This is a genomic window from Winogradskyella sp. ABM4_392 (genome assembly GCF_056160445.1).
Window position 1 is genome coordinate 126,310 of the sequence record NZ_JBSWXE010000004.1, and the last position, 22,150, is coordinate 148,459.

The following is a 22,150-nucleotide window of genomic DNA, read 5'->3' on the forward strand; positions in this document are numbered from 1 at the left end:
AATTGTGAATTCCATTTTTATGAAAAAACTATTAATCTTATTCTTCATTTTTCAATTGACCCAATTAAAAAGTAACAGCCAGAACTTTAAATTGGGAGATGTTTCTAAATTAGAGTTACAAGAAAAATATCATTCTACAGACTCATCGGCAAACGCAGCTATTATTTACAGGAGCGAAAAGATTTATTTCAATTACAGTCAATCCAATGGTTTTACTCAAATGAAAGAGGTAGCTACAAAGATTAAAATCTATAATAAGGAAGGATTTGAATGGGCTAATATAAAGGTGCCATTATATAAAAGTACCTCAGGAAATGATGAAAAAATAAAGAGTATAAAAGGGTATACTTATAATTTAGAGAAGGGTAAAATAGAAAAATCTAAGCTAAAGAATAGTGGTATTTTTACAGAGAAAGCAACGGAAATCTATGATATTAGTTCTTTTACACTACCAAATGTTAAAGAAGGCTCAATCATAGAGTACGAATACACTATAACTTCCCCTTTTTTGCAAATTGATGAAATTGATTTACAATACAGTATACCTATAAATAAGATTGAAGTTTCGGTTGCAACACCACAATTCTATAAATACAAGACTAGGCTAAACCCTAGAGCATTTTTTAGGCCGAACTTTTCTGAGTCTAAAAACAACAGGCAAGTTTCCCTGGCAAGAAGAGGCGAAAGCACAACAAGAAATACAAAAGTTGGTTCAGGCTCTTCGCTATACACAAGTCAATTCGATTATTTTGATAATGTTTTAGAGTTAACTGAGACCAATGTTCCTGCACTTAAGACTGAGTCATATGGTGGAAACATTAATAATTACAAAGCAAAATTAAGTTTAGAGCTCGAGGCAAGTTTGGCTAAAGAAGGTTATGTAGAGAAATCTTATGCTGTCACTTGGGAAGGGGTTTCAAAAACAGTTTATGATAATGAAAGCTTCGGTGGACAACTCAATAAATCTCCTTTTTACAAAGAAGATTTAAATAGTGTTTTGCAAAATGCAGAAGACGATTTTCAAAAAGCAGTAGTGGTAGAAAATTTCGTAAAGTCTAAGGTGAAATGGAATGGCAATTACGGTATTTATGCACAAAAAGGAATTAGAGGAGCTTATAAAGAAGGTGAGGGTAACGTAGCTGATATTAACCTATTGGTGGTTGCTATGTTGAAATCTTTGGGAGTTGAGGCAAATCCGGTTTTAATCAGTACTCGTAATAATGGATTTCCTTTGTTTCCAACAAGACAAGGATTTAACTATGTAATTTGTATGGTAGAGAGTCAGGATGGTTATATGTTAATTGATGCAACAGAGCCATTTAGTACTAATAATGTTTTGCCAGAAAGAGTGCTCAACTGGCAAGGACGCTTAATTAAAAATGGTGGTGTATCACGTTGGGTGAATGTTAAATCTTTAAAAAAGTCTAAAAAAACTACAATGCTAAATGTAAAAATAGATAGTGATTTGTTAATCTCTGGTCAAGTAAGAGAAAATCATACCTCTAACTTAGCCTTGCAATACAGAAAGCGTTACACAGGATTAAGCGAAGATGACCATTTAAAATCGCTAGAGTCTGGAAAAGGAGATATTGAAATTTCAGATTTACAGTTTGAAAATGATACTGATATTAGTAAACCAGTTAAAGTAACTTACAGTTATGAATTATCTGACGGTATCGATGAGATAGGAGATAAGCTATATTTTTCACCACTTTTATTTTTAGCAACAAAGGAGAATCCATTTAAGTTAGAGAACCGTATTTATCCTATAGACTTTATATATCCCGTAAATTATAATACTATTGTAAATATTCTTTTGCCAGAGGGTTACGAGTTAGAATTTTTACCAGAAAGCGAAGCTATGGAATTTGGTTCTGGAGATGTAAAATTTTCATATGTAATGCAAGAAAATGGTAAATATCTAAGCTTAAAATTAGATTTTGAAATAAATAACCCTTTTATTGCACCAGCAGATTACAAAAATTTTAAGGCTTTTTATTCAAAAATCATTGATAAAAACAAAGAGCAAATTGTGTTGTCAAAAGCTAAATAATGAACATAAAAAACGCACAAAAAGAAGTAGATAATTGGATTAAAGAACATGGTGTAAGATACTTTAATGAGCTTACCAATATGGCACAGCTTACTGAAGAAGTTGGTGAAGTCGCGCGTATTATAGCAAGGCGTTATGGTGAGCAGAGTGAAAAGGAAAGTGATAAAGACAAAGATTTAGGAGAAGAATTAGCAGATGTTGTATTTGTAGTGCTGTGCTTAGCAAATCAAACAGGTATAGATTTACAGGCTTCTTTTGATAAGAAAATGGATAAAAAAACAAAACGCGATCACGATAGACATCATAATAATGAAAAATTGAAGTAGTTTTGTTTCTGCTAAAGAAGAAAAACTACATGGATATTCAAGTTCTCAATTCGTCTAAGACTAAACAAAAAACTTCTGTCACAATTACGGGTTCTAAAAGTGAATCTAATCGCTTACTTTTATTAAAAGCCTTATATCCTCACATAGATATTGAAAACATTTCTAATTCAGACGATTCTATTTTAATGCAAAAGGCATTGTCTTCCGATGGTGATATTATTGATATCCATCATGCAGGCACAGCTATGCGTTTTTTAACAGCTTATTTTTCCATTCAAGAAGGCAGAGAGGTGACATTGACAGGTTCTTCTAGAATGAAAGAGCGTCCTATAGGTATCCTTGTAGATGCATTAAAATTGCTAGGTGCAGATATTCAATATTTAGAGAATGAAGGTTTTCCACCACTTAAAATTAGAGGAAGAAAATTAACTTGTTCTAAGGTTACACTCAAAGCCAATGTTAGCAGTCAGTACATTTCTGCATTATTGCTTATAGCTTCAAAATTAGAAAACGGATTAGAGCTTACTTTAGATGGTAAAATAACCTCTGTTCCCTATATCAAAATGACTTTAGGGTTGCTTAACGAAATTGGTATAGAAACAAAATTTGAAGATAATGTTATTTCTGTAAAACCGAAAGTAAAACAAACAGCGTCTAAAACATTGGTGGTAGAGTCAGACTGGTCCTCTGCTTCATATTATTTTAGTATTGCAGCATTGAGCAATGTTGATACTGCGTTAAGGTTGTCATCATATAAAAAAGACTCACTGCAAGGGGATTCTATATTATCAGAGTTATATAAAGAGTTTGGTATAGAAACTAATTTTAAGAATAATTCTGTAACCATAAAAAAAGTTAAGAAAGTTGATAGCAACAAAACCATAAAGTTTGATTTAAGCAATGCGCCAGATATCGCACAGACCATTTCGGCAACAGCTTTTGGTTTAGGCTTAGAATGCAAGTTGACAGGCTTACATACCTTAAAAATAAAAGAAACCGACAGGTTAATAGCCCTAAAAACAGAGCTAGAAAAGTTTGGTGCAGAAGTAGAAATTACGGATGAATCTTTGTATTTAAAACCCTCTAAGAGTATTAAAAGTGATGTATCTGTAGAGACTTACAATGACCATAGAATGGCAATGGCATTTGCTCCATTAGGGTTAAAAACAACACTTCAAATTAATGATGCGGAAGTGGTGAGTAAATCGTACCCTCAATTCTGGGAAGACTTAAAAAGTATTGGTTTTCAGTTAGAAGTTACTGAAGCATAATATAAGTTTTAATTACAAGTTGTATAATATGTATTTTTTTTGGTTTCTGTACCCTTAGATATGGAATTCCAAAATAAACAGCTAATTACTTGACAAGGCCTATTCTGAGATTGTATATTTGCAACTTCTAAAAAAAAATACTCATACATGAAATTATCAAATTTTAATTTTGACCTTCCAGAAGAATTATTAGCTGAACATCCTGCAGAACACAGAGATGAGTCTAGATTAATGGTTCTAGACAGAGCTAATCAAACTATCGAACACAAACTTTTTAAGGATATTATCGATTATTTTGATGAAGGTGATGTAATGATAATGAACAACACCAAAGTTTTTCCTGCCAGATTATATGGTAATAAGGAAAAAACAGGTGCACGTATCGAAGTGTTTTTATTAAGAGAGTTAAACCAAGATCAGCGTCTTTGGGATGTATTAGTAGATCCTGCACGTAAAATTAGAATTGGTAACAAACTGTACTTTGGTGATGACGAAACTTTAGTAGCAGAGGTTATTGATAACACAACCTCTAGAGGACGTACCTTACGTTTCTTATACGATGGTTCTTATAACGATTTTAGAAGAAAATTAACTGAGTTAGGGCAAACACCACTACCAAAGTATATTAAGAGAGACGTAGAGCCAGAAGATGAGGAGCGTTATCAAACCATATATGCAAAAAATGAAGGAGCAGTAGCAGCACCAACAGCCGGTTTACACTTTTCTAAGCATTTATTAAAACGTTTAGAAATTAAAGGTGTTGAAATGGCTGAAGTTACATTACATGTTGGTTTAGGAACTTTCAATCCGGTTGAGGTAGAAGATCTTTCTAAACACAAAATGGATAGTGAAGAAATTATAATCAGCCAAAAAGCTGCTGATATAGTAAATAAAGGTATAGAGAACAAAAAACGTGTTTGTGCTGTTGGTACAACATCTATGCGTACCATAGAAAGTTCTGTGTCATCAAACGGAAGGTTAAATCCATATGATGGGTGGACAAACAAATTTATCTTTCCACCTTATGATTTTAGTATTGCAAATTGTATGATTACCAATTTCCATACACCAAAATCTACATTATTAATGATGATTTCTGCTTTTGCAGGACACGATTTTGTAAAACGTGCTTATGAAGAAGCGGTGAAGGAAAAATATAGGTTCTATTCTTATGGTGATGCTATGTTAATCATCTAAAACAAACTTAGAATATTATTAAGCCTCTACTCATACAGCTAAAAAGAGTAGAGGCTTTTTATTTTGGAAAAAGATACAGTTACAATGCCTATTTTTGTAAAATATGGAAGTTAAGAAGAAAGATATACGAGCTTTAACTAAAGAGCAACTTCGTGATTTTTTTGTAAAACAAGGGGATAAAGCGTTTAGAGGAAATCAAGTTTATGAGTGGCTATGGCAAAAGTCTGCTCATAGTTTTGAAGATATGACCAATATATCATTGCAAACGCGTCAGATGTTGGAGGACAACTTTGTAATAAACCATATTAAGGTAGATCAGATGCAGCGTAGTTCTGATGGTACTATAAAAAATGCTGTAAGATTACATGATGATTTAATTGTAGAATCTGTGCTAATACCAACACCAACTCGCACAACAGCATGTGTGTCTTCTCAGGTTGGATGTAGTTTGGATTGTAAGTTTTGTGCAACAGCTAGGTTAAAGCGAATGCGAAATCTTAATCCAGATGAAATTTATGACCAAGTTGTAGCTATTGATAACGAAAGTAGATTATATCATGGCAGACCATTAAGCAACATCGTTTTTATGGGAATGGGAGAGCCCTTAATGAATTATAACAATGTGCTTAAAGCGATAGATAAAATTACATCGCCAGAAGGTTTAGGTATGTCTCCGAAACGAATTGTAGTATCCACATCAGGCGTGCCGAAAATGATAAAAAAAATGGCAGATGATGGTGTTAAGTTTAAGCTAGCTGTATCCTTGCATTCAGCTATAGACGAGGTGAGAACATCCATAATGCCTTTCAATGCTACATTTCCTTTAAAAGACTTAAGAGAAGCATTAGAATATTGGTATTCTAAAACTAAAAACAGAATTACTTACGAGTATGTCGTTTGGAGAGGAATAAACGATAAACGTAAGGATGTAGATGCATTAGTTGAATTTTGCAAGTTTGCACCAAGTAAGGTTAATCTTATAGAATATAATCCTATAGACGATGGTGAGTTTCAACAAGCAGATTCTAAAGCCTTAGATATGTATGTAAATATATTAGAGGCTAATAATATTACAGTTACAGTAAGACGAAGCAGAGGTAAAGATATTGATGCTGCTTGTGGTCAGTTGGCTAATAAAAATAAAGCATAAAAAAAGCGGCATTAGCCGCTTTTTTTATGAGTAATATTTAAAGTGTTTTAGTTCTTCACAAACTTAATAGTCTTAGAACCACCTTCAGCAAATACTTTTGCTAAGTAAACACCATCATTTAATGATGCTACATCGATAACCTCTCTAGTACTAGATAATGGCTTAGAAATTACATTCTGACCTAAGATTGAATAAATTTCAATATTAGTCATTTCTAAATTAGAAGACTCTAGCGTCAATGTTTCTAAGTTTTTACTGTAGTTATGAGTAAATGTATTTTGATTAAACTCATCAATGCTTAAGGACTCTTGAATATTTGAATCAAACATAAGAACAAATCCAGACCCACCAGCACCAAACGAACGATAAGCTATGTAATAGTCGCCAGAAGTTCCAACTGAAAAAGTATTTATTTCTTCGTATGCCATTGTTTCTAATGTTTCAAATGCACCTTGTGTAACTATTCCAGTATTAGAGAATAATGTAGCTACTTGCGTTGCACCAGAGTTTGGAGCGTCCAAAATAAAAGCCTCTAAACTCGCATTTGGTGTTCCACTAAATACGTTAAATCTAGTTGTAACTTCATAATTAGTACCAGCAGTTAAAGAAATAGCAGGACTTATTAACCAATCATTCTTCATAGGTGTAGTTGCTGCATCACCATTAGCATTTGTAGCAAATGTTTCATTAACCATGTCACCGTCAAGATCTAAATCTTGCTGAGAAATCCAAGAAAGTGTATCTCCATCAACATCCTCTGTAGTGTAACAACTTACAAAAGCATTATTATTATCAAACACCTCCATTACAGGAAGAGTGTAAGTGCTACAATCATAAGCAGTTAAGAATGTAATAGGGCCTACTTGGTTACTGTCACCATTACCACCAGCACAGTTGGCAGTAATGTAAAATTCGTACTCTGTATCTGGCATTAAACCAGTAAAATCATAGTTGGTAGCAGCAAGGTCGTTAACCATTGTTCCTAATCCTGGTAAGAAACCTGTTTCTCCATATTCTATATCAAATACAGTGCCACCACCATTAGGGTCAGTCCACTGAATATCAAAGCTTGTTGTTGTAACTCCGTTAGGTCCTATTGCAAAACCTGTTGGGTCAATACAGGTAGGTGCAGATACTTCAACATTATCAACAGCCCATCCCCAAGACCAGTCACCAACCCATCTAAAGCGTACTTGTGCATTTGCAACACCTGCTATTTCAGTAGAAACATTAATCTCTTCTAATCCAAAAGATGAAGCAGCTTGGTCAGCTCCAGAATAAGAAGCAACTTGCACCCAAGTGGTTCCATCAAAAACTTCAACAAAACCTTGTCCTCCATAACCAGCGGTAAAGAAATGATTGAAAGATAAAATAACATTAGTAGCACCAGACACATCAAAAGCAGGGCTTTCTAATGCTGCTTCTTCTGCATTTCCATCATTACCAATCCCATCACTATCAAATACAGCATAGTTGCCAAATAATAAACCATCATCGTAATAAATTGTATTAGGTGAGTTATAACCTATAGCTTCACCTCCAGATGCAAAACCCCAAGTTCCGCCCATCGCAGCGATTTCGTTATTGGTCCATCCAGCTGGTAAACTGAGTCCACCTTCGAAATCCTCAGATAAGACTTGTCCGAACATTAGACTAGAGCAGAAGACTAATGCCATCAGTAAAGTAATTTTTTTCATAAAGTTTGTTTTTAGATTAATTGCCTAAAGTTACAAATATTTGTTTACCAAATACGTTAATTATGTAATATTCAATTTTTAACGATAAAAAGCGGCTTTATTTGTAATTTTGCAAAGTTTTATATGCATTTATGAAAATAACCGAACAAATTAAGCAGCCTATTGCCTACGAAATGGAACTTTTTGAGCAAAAGTTTCAGCTATCTATGGCTAGTAAAGTAGCGTTGCTTAATAGAATTACACATTACATTGTCAACAGAAAAGGTAAGCAAATGCGACCAATGTTTGTGTTTTTGGTTGCCAAAATGCTAAATAATGGTGAGGTTAGTGAGCGTACGTATAGAGGTGCTTCCGTTATAGAGCTTATACATACAGCAACCTTGGTGCATGATGATGTTGTTGATAATAGTAATAGGCGAAGAGGTTTCTTCTCTATCAATGCCCTATGGAAAAATAAAATAGCAGTTCTAATTGGCGATTATCTCCTTTCCAAAGGACTTTTGCTTTCTATTGATAATAATGATTTTGATTTACTGAAAATTATTTCTGTTGCAGTACGAGAAATGAGTGAAGGTGAATTGCTACAGATAGAAAAAGCAAGACAACTCGATATAACAGAGGCTATTTATTATGATATCATTCGTCAGAAAACAGCAACTTTGATTGCAGCTTGTTGTAGTTTAGGAGCTGCATCCGTAAAGCCTAATTCCGCCGAAGTTGATATTATGCGAAAGTTTGGCGAGCTAATAGGTATGGCTTTTCAAATTAAAGATGATTTATTTGACTATGGTGAAGAAAAAATAGGCAAACCAACAGGAATTGATATAAAGGAGCAGAAAATGACGCTGCCTTTAATTTATGTGCTTAACAATTGTTCAAAAAAGGAAAAATCGTGGTTAATAAATTCTGTTAAAAATCACAATAAAGATAAAAAGCGCGTCAAGGAAGTTATCGCTTTTGTGAAATCTAATGGTGGTTTAGATTATGCCATATCAAAAATGAAAGATTTTCAACAAGAAGCCTTAAACTTACTTAGTAAATATCCAGAATCTCCATACAAAGCGTCACTAGAGCTTATGGTGAACTACGTAATAGATAGAAAGAAGTAATTTTTTTTAGAAAATATCTAAGTTTATAATGGCTTCATCATCTGGTAAATAGCCGTAACATCTCCAGAAGCGTGTACCTTGACCATAATATTTCCAAACAACATCATTGTTAGGTGTTACTTCCCAAAAACCATAATCACCTTCAGCAATGAGTGTATTACCATTTTGTAAACGTACTGCACCAGAGATTCTGCCAAAATATAAATCAGGATCTGTAAAACTCCATACAATACTTGGTTCGTTATTAGTATTTGGAGTTAGCGTGAAATTTTCAGGTAGGTCTAGTTCAAAAACTGTAGATTGATCTACACCATTGCCATAAACAAGAATATTGCCTGCACCAGGCTCATTACCTTCTAGTAAATTAGGGAAATGATTATTAAAAAATATACGCTCTCCTTCAGTATTATTATAGGCAGTCGGATTACCAAATCTATAGATTAAATTACCACCTTTATTGTAGTTACCACCTGAGTTGGTTGCCGCCTCTGCAGTAGTTGTACTGTGATCTATAACCCAAACTTCACTATAGAAATTAACACTTAAATAGATGACGTCTTTTTCTTCATCATAGTCAATACCGTTCGCATGCATTATATCTCCATTATCAACAACATCATAATTAATATCAATTAATTGAGGATTCGCTGCTATATCTCCATAGTTGGGTAGATTACTAAATTGATCTTGAATAATATGATCAAAACTGTGCCATTCCCAAACTACTTCATTAGTGCTTGGATTTACTTCAACTAAAACCTCTGGAAAAATATCTGTTGTGGTTGTATTTACTCCTTGTTGAGCAGCAAGCGTACTATCTATGCGCTCCCAAACAATAAAGAGCACATTGCCGTTAGGTAGCATTTCTACGTCATGATGCGAAATCATATCTGAAGAAGCATAAGGTAGTTCCCAGTCTGTGGTTCCATCAGAGTTTAGTATTTTAATAATTCCACCAGACCCTCCAAAAGCAATTTCAGGGTTTTCAACTTTAAATATGCCAACTAATTTACCGTTTGGTAAGATTTCTACATCATTTCCGAGATTATCTTCAAAAGTCCATTCATGAACTCTAAATCCTTCCTTATTAAGCAGGTAAGAACTAGTACCACCATTTTCAATTGCTAATACGTAACCATTTTCAATAGCATCACCATCATAAACTTCAACATTTTCAGATAGTACTACTGGTTCGTTTGTTTGGTCGTCGTCATTTTTACAACTTAGAATAGATGTAGTAATTATAAAGAGGAAGAAAAAATATCTCATTGTAGTTTTTTTGTAAAATTAGAGGTATTAATAACATGCACAAAATTTAAAACTTTTATTTTTAATTCTTTTATTTAAAGTAATATGGTTTGTAAGTGTCTGAAAAACAATTTTTTAAAAATATTATTGAAGTTTTTTTACTTTCCAGACAACCATTAGTAAGATATTTGCGTCTCTATAAATAGAAGAGCAATCGTAACCGACAAGATGAAAGTTATTCAGCTTCATAAAAACGAAACTAAACTTATACAAAGAGCCGCGAAGAATAATCGTGAGGCACAGCATATATTGTATGAGCTGCACGCTCCTAAAATGTTAAGTGTTTGCAGATACTACATTAAAGATGTGCAGAAAGCTGAAGAAGTTATGTTAAATGGATTCTTTAAAGTGTTTAAGTATTTAAAAACATTTAAGAATGAAGGTAGTTTTGAGGGTTGGATAAGACGGATTATGGTAAGGGAGGCGATTTCTTTTTTAAGGCAACAAAAACATATTGAGTTTGCTTTAGAAGACGATTATTTAGAGCAAGATTATTCTAATAACATTAAGACTAATATTGAGGTTGCAGAAATTCAACAGTTAATAGATAGTCTGCCAGAAGGCTATAAAATGGTATTTATAATGTACGCAGTAGAAGGCTACAAGCATCATGAAATAGCTGAGTTATTAAACATATCAGAAGGCACCTCTAAGTCTCAATTGTTTAAAGCTAGACAAATGCTTCAGAAAAAGATTAAAGAATTAAACAACAGCAGTTATGGCACCAATTAAATTTGAAGAACAATTAAAAGACAAGCTAGAAGAGCGCAGTCTGCAACCTTCGGCAGAGAGTTGGGCAAAACTGTCTGAACGTCTATATGCAGAAGATAAGAAAACTAAATTCCCTTGGTTTTGGTGGATGGGAATAGCAGCAGCAGTTATAATTACACTAACTGTTGTGATGCAAACATTAGAACCTAAAAATACTGAGCAAAGCTTACCTCAGGTGGTTGAGAAAGAGGTGAAAGATGATATTAATAATACAGAAAAGTCTAATACAACTGAAATCAATAAGATAGAATTAGCATCAGAGGATAACGAAGTAGAAGTTGGTTCTGAAGGTCTAGACAAAAAGAGTAAAACAGAAATAATTAATTATAAATCAGCTACAAAGCGTAAGGTAGATACACAATTGGCAGTTGATGAAAAATTAATGCAGAAGAATAAAAGTAGTGTTGAAAATTCTAGTAAAGATATAAAATTAATTACGGAGAAGGTTACAATTGATAAAGAAGCTTTTGCCGAAGCTATGACAGAAGTTTTAAACGAAATAAAGCCTAATACAGCAGTTACAGATAGAGAAGTAGATTCGCTTCTTAAAGTAGCAAGCAAAGAACTTTTTAAAGATAAGTTGCATAAGGAAGCAAACAGAACAGTTGATGCAAAGTCACTATTAGAAGATGTGGAAGATGAGATGGGACAATCCTTTAGAAGTAAAGTTTACGAAGTGCTAAAAGACGGATACAAAACAGTAAAAACTGCAGTAGCACAGCGTAACGATTAAGTTCCTTAAGAAAAGTTAGAATCAAATAAAACAATTATAAATCATCAAAAAACGAACAGTTATGAACACAATCACAAGATTAGTAGTATATGCCATTATATCGGTAACATTTGGTACAATACAAGCACAAGAAAAGGTAAAAGACAGTTTAGAAAAAACTTCAGTAGATTATAAAATTGAAGATTTGGAAGAACGAAAAGTTGAAATTGAAAAGGAAGAGCGCGAGTTTTTAAAAAAAGAAATTGAGGCTATAAACGAGCGACTAGATGCTAAACAAATTACAGCTGCAGAAGCCGAAGAATTAAAAAAGGAAGCTGCAAAAAAGAGAGCCGCTAATATAGAAAACAGATTAGCAATTATTGATAATAGAATTGCTCTTTTGCAAAGAAACGAAGATGATTATCAGTCAGATAATGAATCTATCCGTTTTGGAATTAATCTTGGAAAGTTTACAGGTGTAGAAATAACACCGGAAGATAGGGTAAGAAAACCAAGAAAATACGACAGACGCACTACAAGCGATATCGTTTTTGCATTTGGATTAAATAACGCTATAATTGAAGGGGAAAATATTGATGACTCTCCATATAAAATTGGTGGTTCTGGTTTTATGGAGCTTGGTTATGCCTGGAAAACAAGAATTTTTCAGAATACTAACTTCTGGAGATTAAAATATGGTTTCTCATTTCAGTGGAATAAGTTTGATATTAAAGACAACCAATACTTTGTGAATACAGATGGTAATGTTACGTTGCAAGAATTTCCTTTAGATTTAAAGAAAGCAAAATTTAGAACTACCAACCTAGTGTTTCCTGTTCACTTAGAATTTGGACCATCAAAAAAGATTGAAAAAGAGGATTACTTCAGATATTCTACACACAATAAGTTTAAAATAGGTCTTGGTGGTTATGCTGGTCTTAATATTGGTAGCATGCAAAAGCTAAAATACAAGGAAGATGGTAACCGCATTAAGGACAAGCAACGAGGAGGTTTCGAAGTTAATGAGTTTGTATACGGATTAAGTGGCTATTTGGCTTGGGGAGATGTTGCACTTTATGTAAAGTACGATCTTAATCCATTATTTAAGGACCAGGCTTTTGACCAAAATAACATATCAGTAGGTTTAAGATTTGATATGGACTAAAATAAATTTTTCATCAATCAATTTTTGAGTGTTAAAAGCCGTAATCTTAATATTTAGATTACGGCTTTTTCTTTATTGTTTATTACGTTCCTTTAAAAACGCTTCCGTTCGCTTTATTTGCTCTTCTAGATTCCATTCAAAATTGAATCTATTTTTTAGAAATATCGCTATTGAATCGAGCCCAATTTCAGTTCTTCTTTTATCTATATTTTCTGGTTCAAAAACAGGCCAAAGATTAAAGCTCTTCGTTTCTGGGTAGTACTTCATTTGTCCACCATAGATTTGTAAATCTCCTCTTTCGGTTGCTATGCGGTCTTCCGCTCTAACTAAAAATCGAGGCTCTAACTTTTTGTCTTTTACAGCTTGTCTCATCATTGGTAGATAGTGTATTCTAACAGCATTGTCTGAGTGTTGTATAACATTGCATATTGTCCAATTACCTTGTTCGCCACCTGACATTTCTTTGGTTGGCCATCCATAAGTATCTAGAATATGCTTTACTTTTTTTTCATTGATGCTATGGTTCTTTTTATAGATGGCTTGTTGTTCTTTCACTAATTCCGATTCGGCACCATATAGTTTCATAAGAGAATCTCTTTTTCTAATAGGCAGTTGTTCAGCTTTCCAGATAGTGTCTAAAACTGCAATTAAACTTTTTTGATTTTCCGTTTTTGTCGATGTGGTTTCAGGCTTGGTTTTACTAGAGCAACTCATTGCTAATACTAGGCTGAATAATAAAATATACTTCATGGGTTAATATTGATTTGTTAGTGTGTATGCAACGGCTAAAAGCTTCTACATGCACTTTATTTCTGATTCTTAATGATTTTTACGATACGATTAATCGAAATCTCTGATAAATTCCATTCGTAGCCATTAAAATCTGTGGTGTTTAGAAATTGAATAACAACAGTGTCTATGTCTTCATGGTATTCGGCAAGACTTTGGTATCCAGGAACCAATCCACCATGTTCAAACTCATAAATAGACGCATAAATATCTCTTTCACCTTCATTAAAAACAGAACCATCATTTAATGCACGTAAGAATCTACCAACATCTTCTGCTGTGGCCAACATGCCGTTTTCATTGGTTTTAAAATCTTTGTCAATGCCAATATAATAGCCACTCATTACATCATCTAAGTTGACTTCTTTGAGTGAAAAAAATGTGTTATTAAGATTTAGTGGACGCAATATGGTTTCTTTAATGTATTGTTCGTGGCTATAACCTAAAATTTTATCCATGATTCTACGAAGTAGCAGATAGTTGGTGTTAGAATATTCATAGCCTCGATCTGGTTTAAAACTAGCTGGTAAATCCAAAGCAAAATCAAGCGCTCTTTTGCCATTTTCTTGTTCGTTTTCCCAATACGTAGGATTGTCTGTAAAATTTGGAATACCACTTCGATGCTGCACCATCATTTTTAAGGTAATAGACTCTGCGTTTTCAATTCTACCAACCAATTCCGGAAAGTAATCAGCAAGTGTGTCATCTAACGACAATTCATTGGCTTTGGCGAGTTTAGCAATAGAAACAGCAGTATATAGTTTACTAATACTTGCAATTTTAAATAACGACTTTGGGTCTGCAGGTATTTTGTTTTCTCTGTCTTTCCAGCCACCTGTATAAAATGCAGGAGGTTTACCTGCTTGGTCTACATAGACAATCATGCCTTCAAAGCCATGAGATAAGGTTTCATCTACTTGTTCTTGTACGGTGTTTGGCAATGGCAAAATCCAAGCCCAAACCAAAATCCATGGTACGTAGAATAAGGAAATTGCGGTACTAACCAACAAGACTACTCTAAATACGTTTTTTTTCATGATGTCATTTGCTTTTAGTAAAATAAGCTACTAATATTTTGCACTCACAAATTTCCATTAATATACAAAGCGTAGAAATTTTATAATCCTGAATTGTTGAATAGTCTTGATGAATTGTGTGTAATTCAATTAATTTGGAAATTTTGAGACTTTCCAAATACGACGAATTAATTTTTAGCTATAAAAGCTATTGTACTACAATCTTTTTTATAATACTACTTTTCTGTTCAGAGAATTTTATAAAATACAAACCAGAGTTCAAATTGAATTCATTCATATTAATCATATCATAACCTCTGATGTTTTTATGGTACAATATTTTACCATTCAAATCAATGATCTGCAATTCTTCTAAGGAGAATTGATCATCAATTTTAATTATAGAAGTCTCTACGATTGGATTAGGAGTTATTGTTATTAAATCCTTAGGGTCTTGGTAATCCGTTATGGATAATTCAGCTTCACCACAAATTAATTCCACCAAGTTGAGAGCCTCAGAAAATTGGTGTAGGTAAGGCATCATAAGGTCGTAGTTAGAAATTACAAGCAGAGTTTTTTGCAAACTTTCAGATTGAGATGAAGGAAAAGGAAGGGAGACACTCGAAATAGAACTATTAAAAAAATCCAAATCCGAACTAGAAGGACTACTATTCGTTTGTATATGATTAATGAAATCAGTTTTGTCAAAATCAGAAGATGGTATATCATCAATAATCAATCGTACATAGAAATGAAAAAATCCATCTGAGTTTAGGCAATCGCAATATATAGTTGCTTGATTAATGGATTCATTAAGAGATAAGAAAAAGGGCACTAAGTCTTCATCTATAGCTTCTACACGTATAAGTTTGTTCTCTGGGTCAGAGTCTAAGTAAGGAACCGATCTGTAGACTTCAACAAGATTAGATTCAAGAAAAGTAACTTCGGAACTAGAAATGTTACTATTCGTTTCAAGATAGGAAATAAAATCACTTTTGTTAAAACCTATAGGAGTATCATCTTCTAGCCACAAAAAGTAATGATAATTACCATCAGAAAATTCACAAGACTCATTTTGTGCAGTTCCTTGTATTGATGCTAAAAAAAATATTATTAATAAAAGATTCCTCATAATTGAAATAGGTTTCTAATAATCGTGGTCAATGTATTTGAGCAACAGTCAATTAATGGATTAAAGTTAGTGATTTTAGATTGAAAAATTACAGTAATATATTGTTCTGTACAGTTTTTTATTTTTCATTCAGTTTGTCAAAATATTTTTTCCGATAAAACTCATTTACATCTCGTTTTATAGTGTCCTTTTTTGATTTTCTAACATAATATTCAAAATCAGAATCAGTTTGTTTATATAGGGAATCTCCAATATTCAGTTTTTCGTATATGAAAAAAGGAATTTCTTTTTCCCAATTATTATTTATAAGAATTGATCTTGTTCGTCCGTTGTCTTTTTCTGATAATAAATTTGTTATTTTTCCAGAGTAGGACTTATTTCGGATTTTATTATATTCTTTTTCAAGATAGCTTTTCGAATTATTTTGAATAAGTGATACAGAAATAATTACAATAAAAATTGGAATAAACACCAATGCAAGACTTTTTCGGATTGTCTTTTCTTGTTTTTCTAATTCATTTTTGTTTTCCGAAATCATTTTCAAATTACTTATAGCCATTGTTGTAAGGCGTTTTTTATTCAGTTTTATATTCTATTTTCACTTCGTTTCCTCGGAAAAACGATTCATTCTCCTTTTTTACAAAATTCAAATTCGGTTCGTGGATTATTTCCAAGTTGTTATTGTCAATCCATTTCGCAGAAACTTTTTTACCTTCTCCATTAAAGTACATTATTCCAGCTCCACCGCCAGAATTCCATTCCATTATTCCGCTTGTATGGATATATTTTCCGTTCGTAAATTCTTCGTTGACCCTGAATTCCTTTGTTCCGTCAGCAGTTGAAATTCGGACGAGTTCGTTTGTTGTAAAATCAAATTTTGGTCGAACTCTTCTTTTCGCTTTTGACTTTTCAGTCGATATTAATTTCAAGAAGTTCTGTAATTCAGTTTTTCTTTCCTGAATTGTCTTTTCATCTGCACCAAGTTCTTTCCACAATTCCAAGTCAATTCCGTTATCAATTATTTCTTTTACTTGCTTAAAAATTTCTGATTCAAGAGATTTCGTTTCCCATTGCGCCAAAGCAAGTCCGAATAATGAATTATTTCGATCGTCCGAATCTGAAAAATAATCAGCAAATTCCGTCTTTATTTCGTTTGAAACCCAAACTTGATTTCTTCCATTATTATACTTTTCGAAATAGTTCGAGTAAATATCTAATGTGATATCATTTCCTTTTATTTCAGTGTTCCAAACTCCCATTTAGTTTCGATTTTCAAATGCCTTACAACTTGTTGTATAACAATAAATATAATCATTATCCTGTCTCATTCTCGGGATAAGAGAAGTTTTTGCGTTGCTTTATCAAAATCTATCCTTAAATAACTTTCCGATAGTTATTTTTAAAACAAATAGATTATCTTAATTTTACACGCTTGTCATTGCTGTGTGATACACTGAGCTTGTCGAAGTGTTTTTTGTAGTATGACATTTATAATTTAAAAAATTAAAAAGATCCCTGTCTTTGCAGGAAGTTGTATGATCTCACAAAACACCATATCACAGGTTTTTGAAACTGCTCGCGTAGAGGAGGTAATTGGTGATTTTGTGCAGTTAAAAAAAGCTGGTAGCAACTTTAAAGGTTTAAGTCCATTTAGCGAAGAGCGTACGCCAAGTTTTATGGTCTCTCCTGTAAAACAGATTTGGAAAGATTTCTCAACAGGCAAAGGTGGTAATGCCATTACCTTTTTAATGGAGCATGAGCATTTTACCTATCCAGAAGCCATACGCTACTTAGCCAAAAAGTACAATATTGAGATTGAAGAAACTGAGCGTACAGATGAGGAAAGGGAGCAAGCCAATGCCAAAGAAAGTTTGTATTTGGTAAGTGAGTACGCTAATGAGTATTTTCAAAAAGTTTTACAAAAAACAGATCAAGGACAAGCCATTGGTAAAAGCTACTTTAAAGAGCGTGGTTTTACAGAAGACACGATAAAAAAGTTTCAACTTGGTTATTCCTTAAATGAGTGGCAAGCCTTTACAGATGATGCTTTGGGTAAAGGTTACAAGCTAGAGTTTTTAGAAAAAACAGGACTTACCATAGTTAAGGATGAGCGTCGTTTCGATAGATTTAAAGGTCGTGTGATGTTTCCTATTCATAGTATGAGCGGAAGAGTGCTTGGTTTTGGTGGTCGTATTCTTACCAACGACAAAAAAGCTGCAAAGTACTTAAACTCGCCAGAGAGCGATATATACCATAAAAGCAATGTGCTTTACGGTTTGTTTTTTGCTAAACAGAGCATTGCCAAAGAAGATAATTGCTTTTTGGTAGAAGGTTACACAGATGTTATTCAGTTTTACCAAACAGGAGTAAAAAATGTGGTGTCGTCTTCTGGTACAGCATTAACCTCTCAGCAAATAAGACTCATTAATAGGCTAACCAACAACATCACAGTGCTTTTTGATGGTGATGCTGCAGGTATAAGAGCCTCTATTCGTGGTATAGATTTAATCTTGGAGCAAGGTATGAATGTCAAAGTCTGTACCTTTCCAGATGGTGAAGATCCAGACAGTTTTGCAAAGTCTAATACTTTAGAAGAGCTTACCGAATATCTTAATGAAAATGCTAAGGATTTTATCCAGTTTAAAGCCTCACTTTTAGTAAAAGAAGCTAATAACGACCCAATAAAAAAAGCTGAAACCATTAGAGATATTGTTAATAGTATTGCTAAAATTCCTGACGCCATTAAGCGCGAAATCTATGTAAGAGAGTGTGCTTCTATTATGAATATTAGTGAAAATGTTCTCTTTAGTACATTGGCGCAAATCAATAAAAAAGATGTTCAAGACGCTAATAAAAAATACAAACAAGATCAAAAGGCTTTTGAAGTTGTAAAAACAGAACAGCAAAAGAAACCAAAAGTTGACGTTCAGTATGAGTTGGAACGAAAGATTATAGAAATCTTGATGTTGTATGGTGACAGAACAGAACAGTTTGAAGACCTAATCCTAAAGGAAGATGAGGTATCTGGCGATTTAGTTTTAGAGCCAGCAGTACATGAAGCACGTGTGTTCGAAAAAATTTACTTAGACCTTCAGGAAGATGAAATGATGTTTTCTAATGAAAAGTTTAGAGAGTTATATTATTCTATCATTGACAGGCTAAACCAGGATGAAAATTTTTCAACTAAAGATTTTGTCAATCAGTTAGACCAAGAATCGGCAACCGAAGTTACCAGTATTTTAATGGAGGATGAGAAATACAACCTTCACGATTGGCAGCGTAATCAAATCATTCCTAAGGAAAAGGAGCATTCTATTTCTCAATTGGTTAGTCAGACCATTTTGAGTTTACGTTGTTATCTTATTGACCAAAAAGTAGCTGAGTACAAAAACGAAACCTTAAGGGAGAACGCAGATACGCGCTCGGTTATGGAAGACGTAAAGGACTATTTAGGTCTTAAAATGTTGTTGTCTCGTAAACTTGGTAAAGTTATTGGCGGATAAAAACTAAGTTAGGTTGTGGTGCTTTGCCTGATGGATTAAATCTACGATATTGTTAACATTAAGCTTTTTAAAAAGTCTTGCTTTGTAAGTGCTTACCGTTTTTTCGTTAATATCAAGCTCTTCTGCAATCTCCTTATTTTTTCTTCCGATAGATAAAAGTTTTAAAACTTCTACCTCTCTGGTAGATAGCTTTTTAAACATTCGGCTTCTGCTCTTGCGCGTATCTTCATAACGCAAATGCTTATCCATTTTTTCACTTAGGGATACTTCACCACCATGAATTTTTCTAACAGCAGCTTCAATAGCCTCTACATCAGCAGTTTTGTTTAAGTAGCCAGAAGCACCTGCTTTTAGCGTGCTAATAGCATAGATTTCCTCTGGTTGATGACTAAAAATGAGTACATTAACCGATTGGTTTTCTTTTTTAATTGCCCTTAGCGCAGTGATACCATTAAGTTCTGGTAAATCAATCTCTGAAATAATAACGTCAACATCGTTACGTCTTACAAATTCAAAAATTTCTATACCACTACTTAGCTTACCTACGACTTTGAGATCGGGTTTACTGTTTAAGAACAGTTCTAAACCCGTTCTTACAATAGGGTGATTGTCAACAATCAAAATACGTATCATGACAATTGATTTTGGTTTGGTTAGGGTTAATCAGTTGTAATAACAATATTACTAAGTCAAGATTCTCGTGGAGATTTGCCTAGTAAAGGTAATTAAAAAAAAAGCAGAATAAGCAATTTATTCGATAAACTGCTGTATTTATCTTAAATTATTAGGAATTTCACAAATAGGAATAGGAATCATTTTGTGTTGATTTCTTCTGTTGTAGCTCATAAAAATTTCGAAAGCTTCGCGTTGTCTTCCTGTAAAGTCGTCAGCAGTTTTTCCTTCATCTTTCATTTTCATAGCCCATTCCAACTCTGGATATGTGGCTCCTATTTGGTCTTCATCGCTTCTGGCATCTCCAAATAAACCATCACTTGGCGCAGCTTTCATAATAGACTCTGGTACATCTAAATAGTCGCCTATTTCATAAACTTCAGATTTTAATAAATCTGCAATAGGACTAAGATCCACACCTCCATCTCCATACTTCGTGTAAAAACCTACTCCAAAATCTTCAACCTTATTTCCAGTTCCGGCAACTAATCTGCCTTGCAGACCTGCATAATAGTAAAGCGTGGTCATTCGTAATCTGGCTCTTGTATTAGCTAAAGCCATATCTACAGTGGCTTGTTTACCATCAAGACTTACTTCGGTTTTAAATTCTTCAAACACAGGAGTTAAATCAACACGAGCATCACTTACATTTGGGAAACGCTTTTTTAATTGCGCAATGTGTTCTTGAGCTCTTGTAACATGGCTTGCAGCTTGGTGTATTGGCATCTCAATACATAAAAGGTCTAAACCGGTTTTGGCACAAAGGGTTGAGGTTACTGCAGAATCTATTCCGCCAGAGATACCTATAACAAAACCGTTAACCTTTGCGTTATTTGCGTAATCTTTTAACCAATTTACAATATGATTTACAACCTTTTCTGTTTGCATAATGTTTACAATTTAAAACAAAGAAATGTACCTTTGCACAACAAAAATAACGGAAACGTGTTAGGATTAAAAATGTTTCGTAAAATGTCATTGAGAATTTTCATTTTATTTATGTTGAGTCTTTTGATGGTGTCTTGTAATGAAGACGCTAAACTTGAGGAAGAAATTTCAAAAATTGAAGTAGATTTTGTAGTTGAAAGATTTGATAAAGCCTATGCAAAAGCACAACCATCTGATCTTCCTAAGTTAAAACAAGCTTATCCATTTTTATTTTCTAAGCATGTGCCAGATTCTGTTTGGATTGATAGAATTGAAGATACATTACAAAATCAGTTATTGGTTGAAGTAGCGGAGGTGTATCCAGACTTTAAAGACGTAAAAGAAGAGTTTGAAGGACTGTTTCAGCATCTAAAGTATTATGATAAAACATTTAGTGTACCAAGATTGGTTACCTTAACAAATGATGTAGATTATAGAAATAAAACTATTGTTACAGATTCGTTGTTGCTAGTTGCTCTTGATAATTTTTTGGGTGAAGACCATGAATTTTATCAAAATATACCAAGATACTTAGCAAAGAACATGCAGAGGAATCAAATTGTGTCTGAAGCAGCAGAAGCTTATGCTAAGAAATATACTTTTCAGTCTAACCGCAAGACACTTTTAGATGAAATGATTTACTATGGAAAATTACTTTACTTTAAGGATGTAATGATTCCTTTTAAAACCAATGCTGAAAAGATTGGCTATACAGAACAAGAGCTAAAATGGGCAGAAGCCAACGAGAGTCCAATATGGAGCTATTTTATTGAAAAGGAATTGCTCTTTAGTACAGATAGTAAACTACCAAGTCGTTTTATTGCAGACGCACCTTATTCCAAGTTTTATTTAGAATTAGACAACGAATCACCTGGAAGATTAGGGCAATATATAGGTTGGCAAATTGTAAGAGCCTATGCAGAAACAACAGACGAAAATGTGTTGAGCATTTTAGAAAAAGAACCAGAAGAAATTTTTAACAAAGCAAAATTTAAACCGAAGAAATAATGGCTAAAACCATAACATCTAAAATAGAACTAAACGTAGAACTCGATGAGAACAGAGTGCCAGAAAAACTGAACTGGTCTGCTGAAGATGGTGGAGTAAAAAATGAAGAAGCTAAGGCAATTATGCTTTCTGTTTGGGATAGCAACGCTCAGGAAACCTTAAAAATAGATTTATGGACTAAAGATATGCCTGTTGATGAAATGAAACTGTTTTTTCACCAGACTTTAGTAACAATGAGCGATACTTTTCTGCGTGCTACACAAGACGAGAAAATGACTGCTACAATGAAGGATTTTTGTGATTATTTTGCTGAAAAGTTAGAGTTAAAAAAGTAGTTTGGTAAA

The 22,150-nt window shown here is 33.5% G+C and carries 21 protein-coding genes; 12 read left to right on the forward strand and 9 right to left on the reverse strand.

Annotated elements, in window-relative coordinates:
- The first annotated feature begins 19 nt into the window (after positions 1–19).
- The 5 genes from ACXAFS_RS11155 (at position 20) to rlmN (ending at position 5,997) form a co-directional block, all read left to right on the forward strand.
- Entirely contained in the window at positions 20–2,053 is a 2,034-nt protein-coding gene (locus ACXAFS_RS11155) for a DUF3857 domain-containing protein (protein ID WP_475307008.1), read from the forward strand.
- Positions 2,053–2,379 (forward strand): nucleotide pyrophosphohydrolase, encoded by a 327-nt coding sequence (locus tag ACXAFS_RS11160; protein ID WP_475307010.1) that lies wholly within the window; start codon positions 2,053–2,055, stop codon positions 2,377–2,379. The genes ACXAFS_RS11155 and ACXAFS_RS11160 overlap by 1 nt, the downstream gene beginning before the upstream one ends.
- 29 nt (positions 2,380–2,408) lie before the next feature.
- Positions 2,409–3,650, forward strand: a complete 1,242-nt coding sequence (gene aroA / locus ACXAFS_RS11165) for a 3-phosphoshikimate 1-carboxyvinyltransferase (RefSeq protein WP_475307011.1) — start codon at positions 2,409–2,411, stop codon at positions 3,648–3,650.
- Positions 3,651–3,797: 147 nt separating this feature from the next.
- Positions 3,798–4,847 carry a tRNA preQ1(34) S-adenosylmethionine ribosyltransferase-isomerase QueA gene (queA, locus tag ACXAFS_RS11170; protein ID WP_475307012.1) on the forward strand — a complete coding sequence of 350 codons (1,050 nt, stop codon included), beginning with the start codon at positions 3,798–3,800 and terminating at the stop codon, positions 4,845–4,847.
- A gap of 103 nt (positions 4,848–4,950) precedes the next feature.
- Complete coding sequence (rlmN, locus tag ACXAFS_RS11175) at positions 4,951–5,997, forward strand: dual-specificity RNA methyltransferase RlmN (RefSeq protein ID WP_475307013.1); 1,047 nt, start codon at positions 4,951–4,953, stop codon at positions 5,995–5,997.
- Between the two features lie 47 nt (positions 5,998–6,044).
- Here the strand turns inward: rlmN and ACXAFS_RS11180 are convergent, their stop codons facing one another.
- Positions 6,045–7,694, reverse strand: a complete 1,650-nt coding sequence (locus ACXAFS_RS11180; RefSeq protein ID WP_475307015.1) for a T9SS type A sorting domain-containing protein — start codon at positions 7,692–7,694, stop codon at positions 6,045–6,047.
- A gap of 131 nt (positions 7,695–7,825) precedes the next feature.
- Between ACXAFS_RS11180 and ACXAFS_RS11185 the strand changes: the two genes are divergently transcribed.
- On the forward strand, positions 7,826–8,803 hold the full coding sequence (locus ACXAFS_RS11185; protein ID WP_475307016.1) for a polyprenyl synthetase family protein: 978 nt from the start codon (positions 7,826–7,828) through the stop codon (positions 8,801–8,803).
- 6 nt (positions 8,804–8,809) lie between these two features.
- Here the strand turns inward: ACXAFS_RS11185 and ACXAFS_RS11190 are convergent, their stop codons facing one another.
- The gene (locus tag ACXAFS_RS11190) at positions 8,810–10,072 is read right to left on the reverse strand and encodes an aryl-sulfate sulfotransferase (RefSeq protein ID WP_475307017.1); all 1,263 of its coding nucleotides are present in this window, start codon (positions 10,070–10,072) and stop codon (positions 8,810–8,812) included.
- A gap of 207 nt (positions 10,073–10,279) precedes the next feature.
- Here ACXAFS_RS11190 and ACXAFS_RS11195 point away from each other — a divergent pair, with 207 nt between their 5' ends.
- From ACXAFS_RS11195 to ACXAFS_RS11205, 3 genes are all read left to right on the forward strand, one after another.
- Complete coding sequence (locus tag ACXAFS_RS11195) at positions 10,280–10,843, forward strand: RNA polymerase sigma factor (protein WP_475307018.1); 564 nt, start codon at positions 10,280–10,282, stop codon at positions 10,841–10,843.
- Positions 10,830–11,615 carry a hypothetical protein gene (locus tag ACXAFS_RS11200; protein WP_475307020.1) on the forward strand — a complete coding sequence of 262 codons (786 nt, stop codon included), beginning with the start codon at positions 10,830–10,832 and terminating at the stop codon, positions 11,613–11,615. The genes ACXAFS_RS11195 and ACXAFS_RS11200 overlap by 14 nt, the downstream gene beginning before the upstream one ends.
- A gap of 61 nt (positions 11,616–11,676) precedes the next feature.
- Entirely contained in the window at positions 11,677–12,759 is a 1,083-nt protein-coding gene (locus ACXAFS_RS11205) for a hypothetical protein (RefSeq protein WP_475307021.1), read from the forward strand.
- A 72-nt stretch (positions 12,760–12,831) separates the two neighbouring features.
- Here the strand turns inward: ACXAFS_RS11205 and ACXAFS_RS11210 are convergent, their stop codons facing one another.
- The 5 genes from ACXAFS_RS11210 to ACXAFS_RS11230 all read right to left on the reverse strand — a co-directional run bounded on the left by ACXAFS_RS11210 (position 12,832) and on the right by ACXAFS_RS11230 (position 16,955).
- On the reverse strand, positions 12,832–13,509 hold the full coding sequence (locus tag ACXAFS_RS11210) for a DUF6624 domain-containing protein (RefSeq protein ID WP_475307023.1): 678 nt from the start codon (positions 13,507–13,509) through the stop codon (positions 12,832–12,834).
- A 56-nt stretch (positions 13,510–13,565) separates the two neighbouring features.
- Positions 13,566–14,585, reverse strand: a complete 1,020-nt coding sequence (locus ACXAFS_RS11215; protein WP_475307024.1) for a serine hydrolase domain-containing protein — start codon at positions 14,583–14,585, stop codon at positions 13,566–13,568.
- 187 nt (positions 14,586–14,772) lie between these two features.
- Entirely contained in the window at positions 14,773–15,696 is a 924-nt protein-coding gene (locus tag ACXAFS_RS11220) for a T9SS type A sorting domain-containing protein (RefSeq protein ID WP_475307025.1), read from the reverse strand.
- Between the two features lie 118 nt (positions 15,697–15,814).
- The gene (locus ACXAFS_RS11225) at positions 15,815–16,255 is read right to left on the reverse strand and encodes a hypothetical protein (RefSeq protein WP_475307027.1); all 441 of its coding nucleotides are present in this window, start codon (positions 16,253–16,255) and stop codon (positions 15,815–15,817) included.
- A 16-nt stretch (positions 16,256–16,271) separates the two neighbouring features.
- Positions 16,272–16,955 (reverse strand): hypothetical protein, encoded by a 684-nt coding sequence (locus tag ACXAFS_RS11230; protein WP_475307028.1) that lies wholly within the window; start codon positions 16,953–16,955, stop codon positions 16,272–16,274.
- A gap of 276 nt (positions 16,956–17,231) precedes the next feature.
- Between ACXAFS_RS11230 and dnaG the strand changes: the two genes are divergently transcribed.
- The gene (dnaG, locus tag ACXAFS_RS11235; protein WP_475307029.1) at positions 17,232–19,199 is read left to right on the forward strand and encodes a DNA primase; all 1,968 of its coding nucleotides are present in this window, start codon (positions 17,232–17,234) and stop codon (positions 19,197–19,199) included.
- 3 nt (positions 19,200–19,202) lie between these two features.
- Here dnaG and ACXAFS_RS11240 read toward each other — a convergent pair whose 3' ends face one another.
- Positions 19,203–19,832 carry a response regulator gene (locus tag ACXAFS_RS11240; protein ID WP_475307030.1) on the reverse strand — a complete coding sequence of 210 codons (630 nt, stop codon included), beginning with the start codon at positions 19,830–19,832 and terminating at the stop codon, positions 19,203–19,205.
- Positions 19,833–19,970: 138 nt separating this feature from the next.
- On the reverse strand, positions 19,971–20,759 hold the full coding sequence (nadE, locus tag ACXAFS_RS11245; RefSeq protein ID WP_475307032.1) for an NAD(+) synthase: 789 nt from the start codon (positions 20,757–20,759) through the stop codon (positions 19,971–19,973).
- Positions 20,760–20,843: 84 nt separating this feature from the next.
- Between nadE and gldB the strand changes: the two genes are divergently transcribed.
- Positions 20,844–21,806: a gliding motility lipoprotein GldB gene (gldB, locus tag ACXAFS_RS11250; RefSeq protein ID WP_475307033.1), complete on the forward strand. Its 963-nt coding sequence runs from the start codon at positions 20,844–20,846 to the stop codon at positions 21,804–21,806.
- The gene (gldC, locus tag ACXAFS_RS11255; protein WP_138433003.1) at positions 21,806–22,141 is read left to right on the forward strand and encodes a gliding motility protein GldC; all 336 of its coding nucleotides are present in this window, start codon (positions 21,806–21,808) and stop codon (positions 22,139–22,141) included. Before gldB ends, gldC begins: the two co-directional genes overlap by 1 nt.
- Positions 22,142–22,150: the final 9 nt, after the last annotated feature.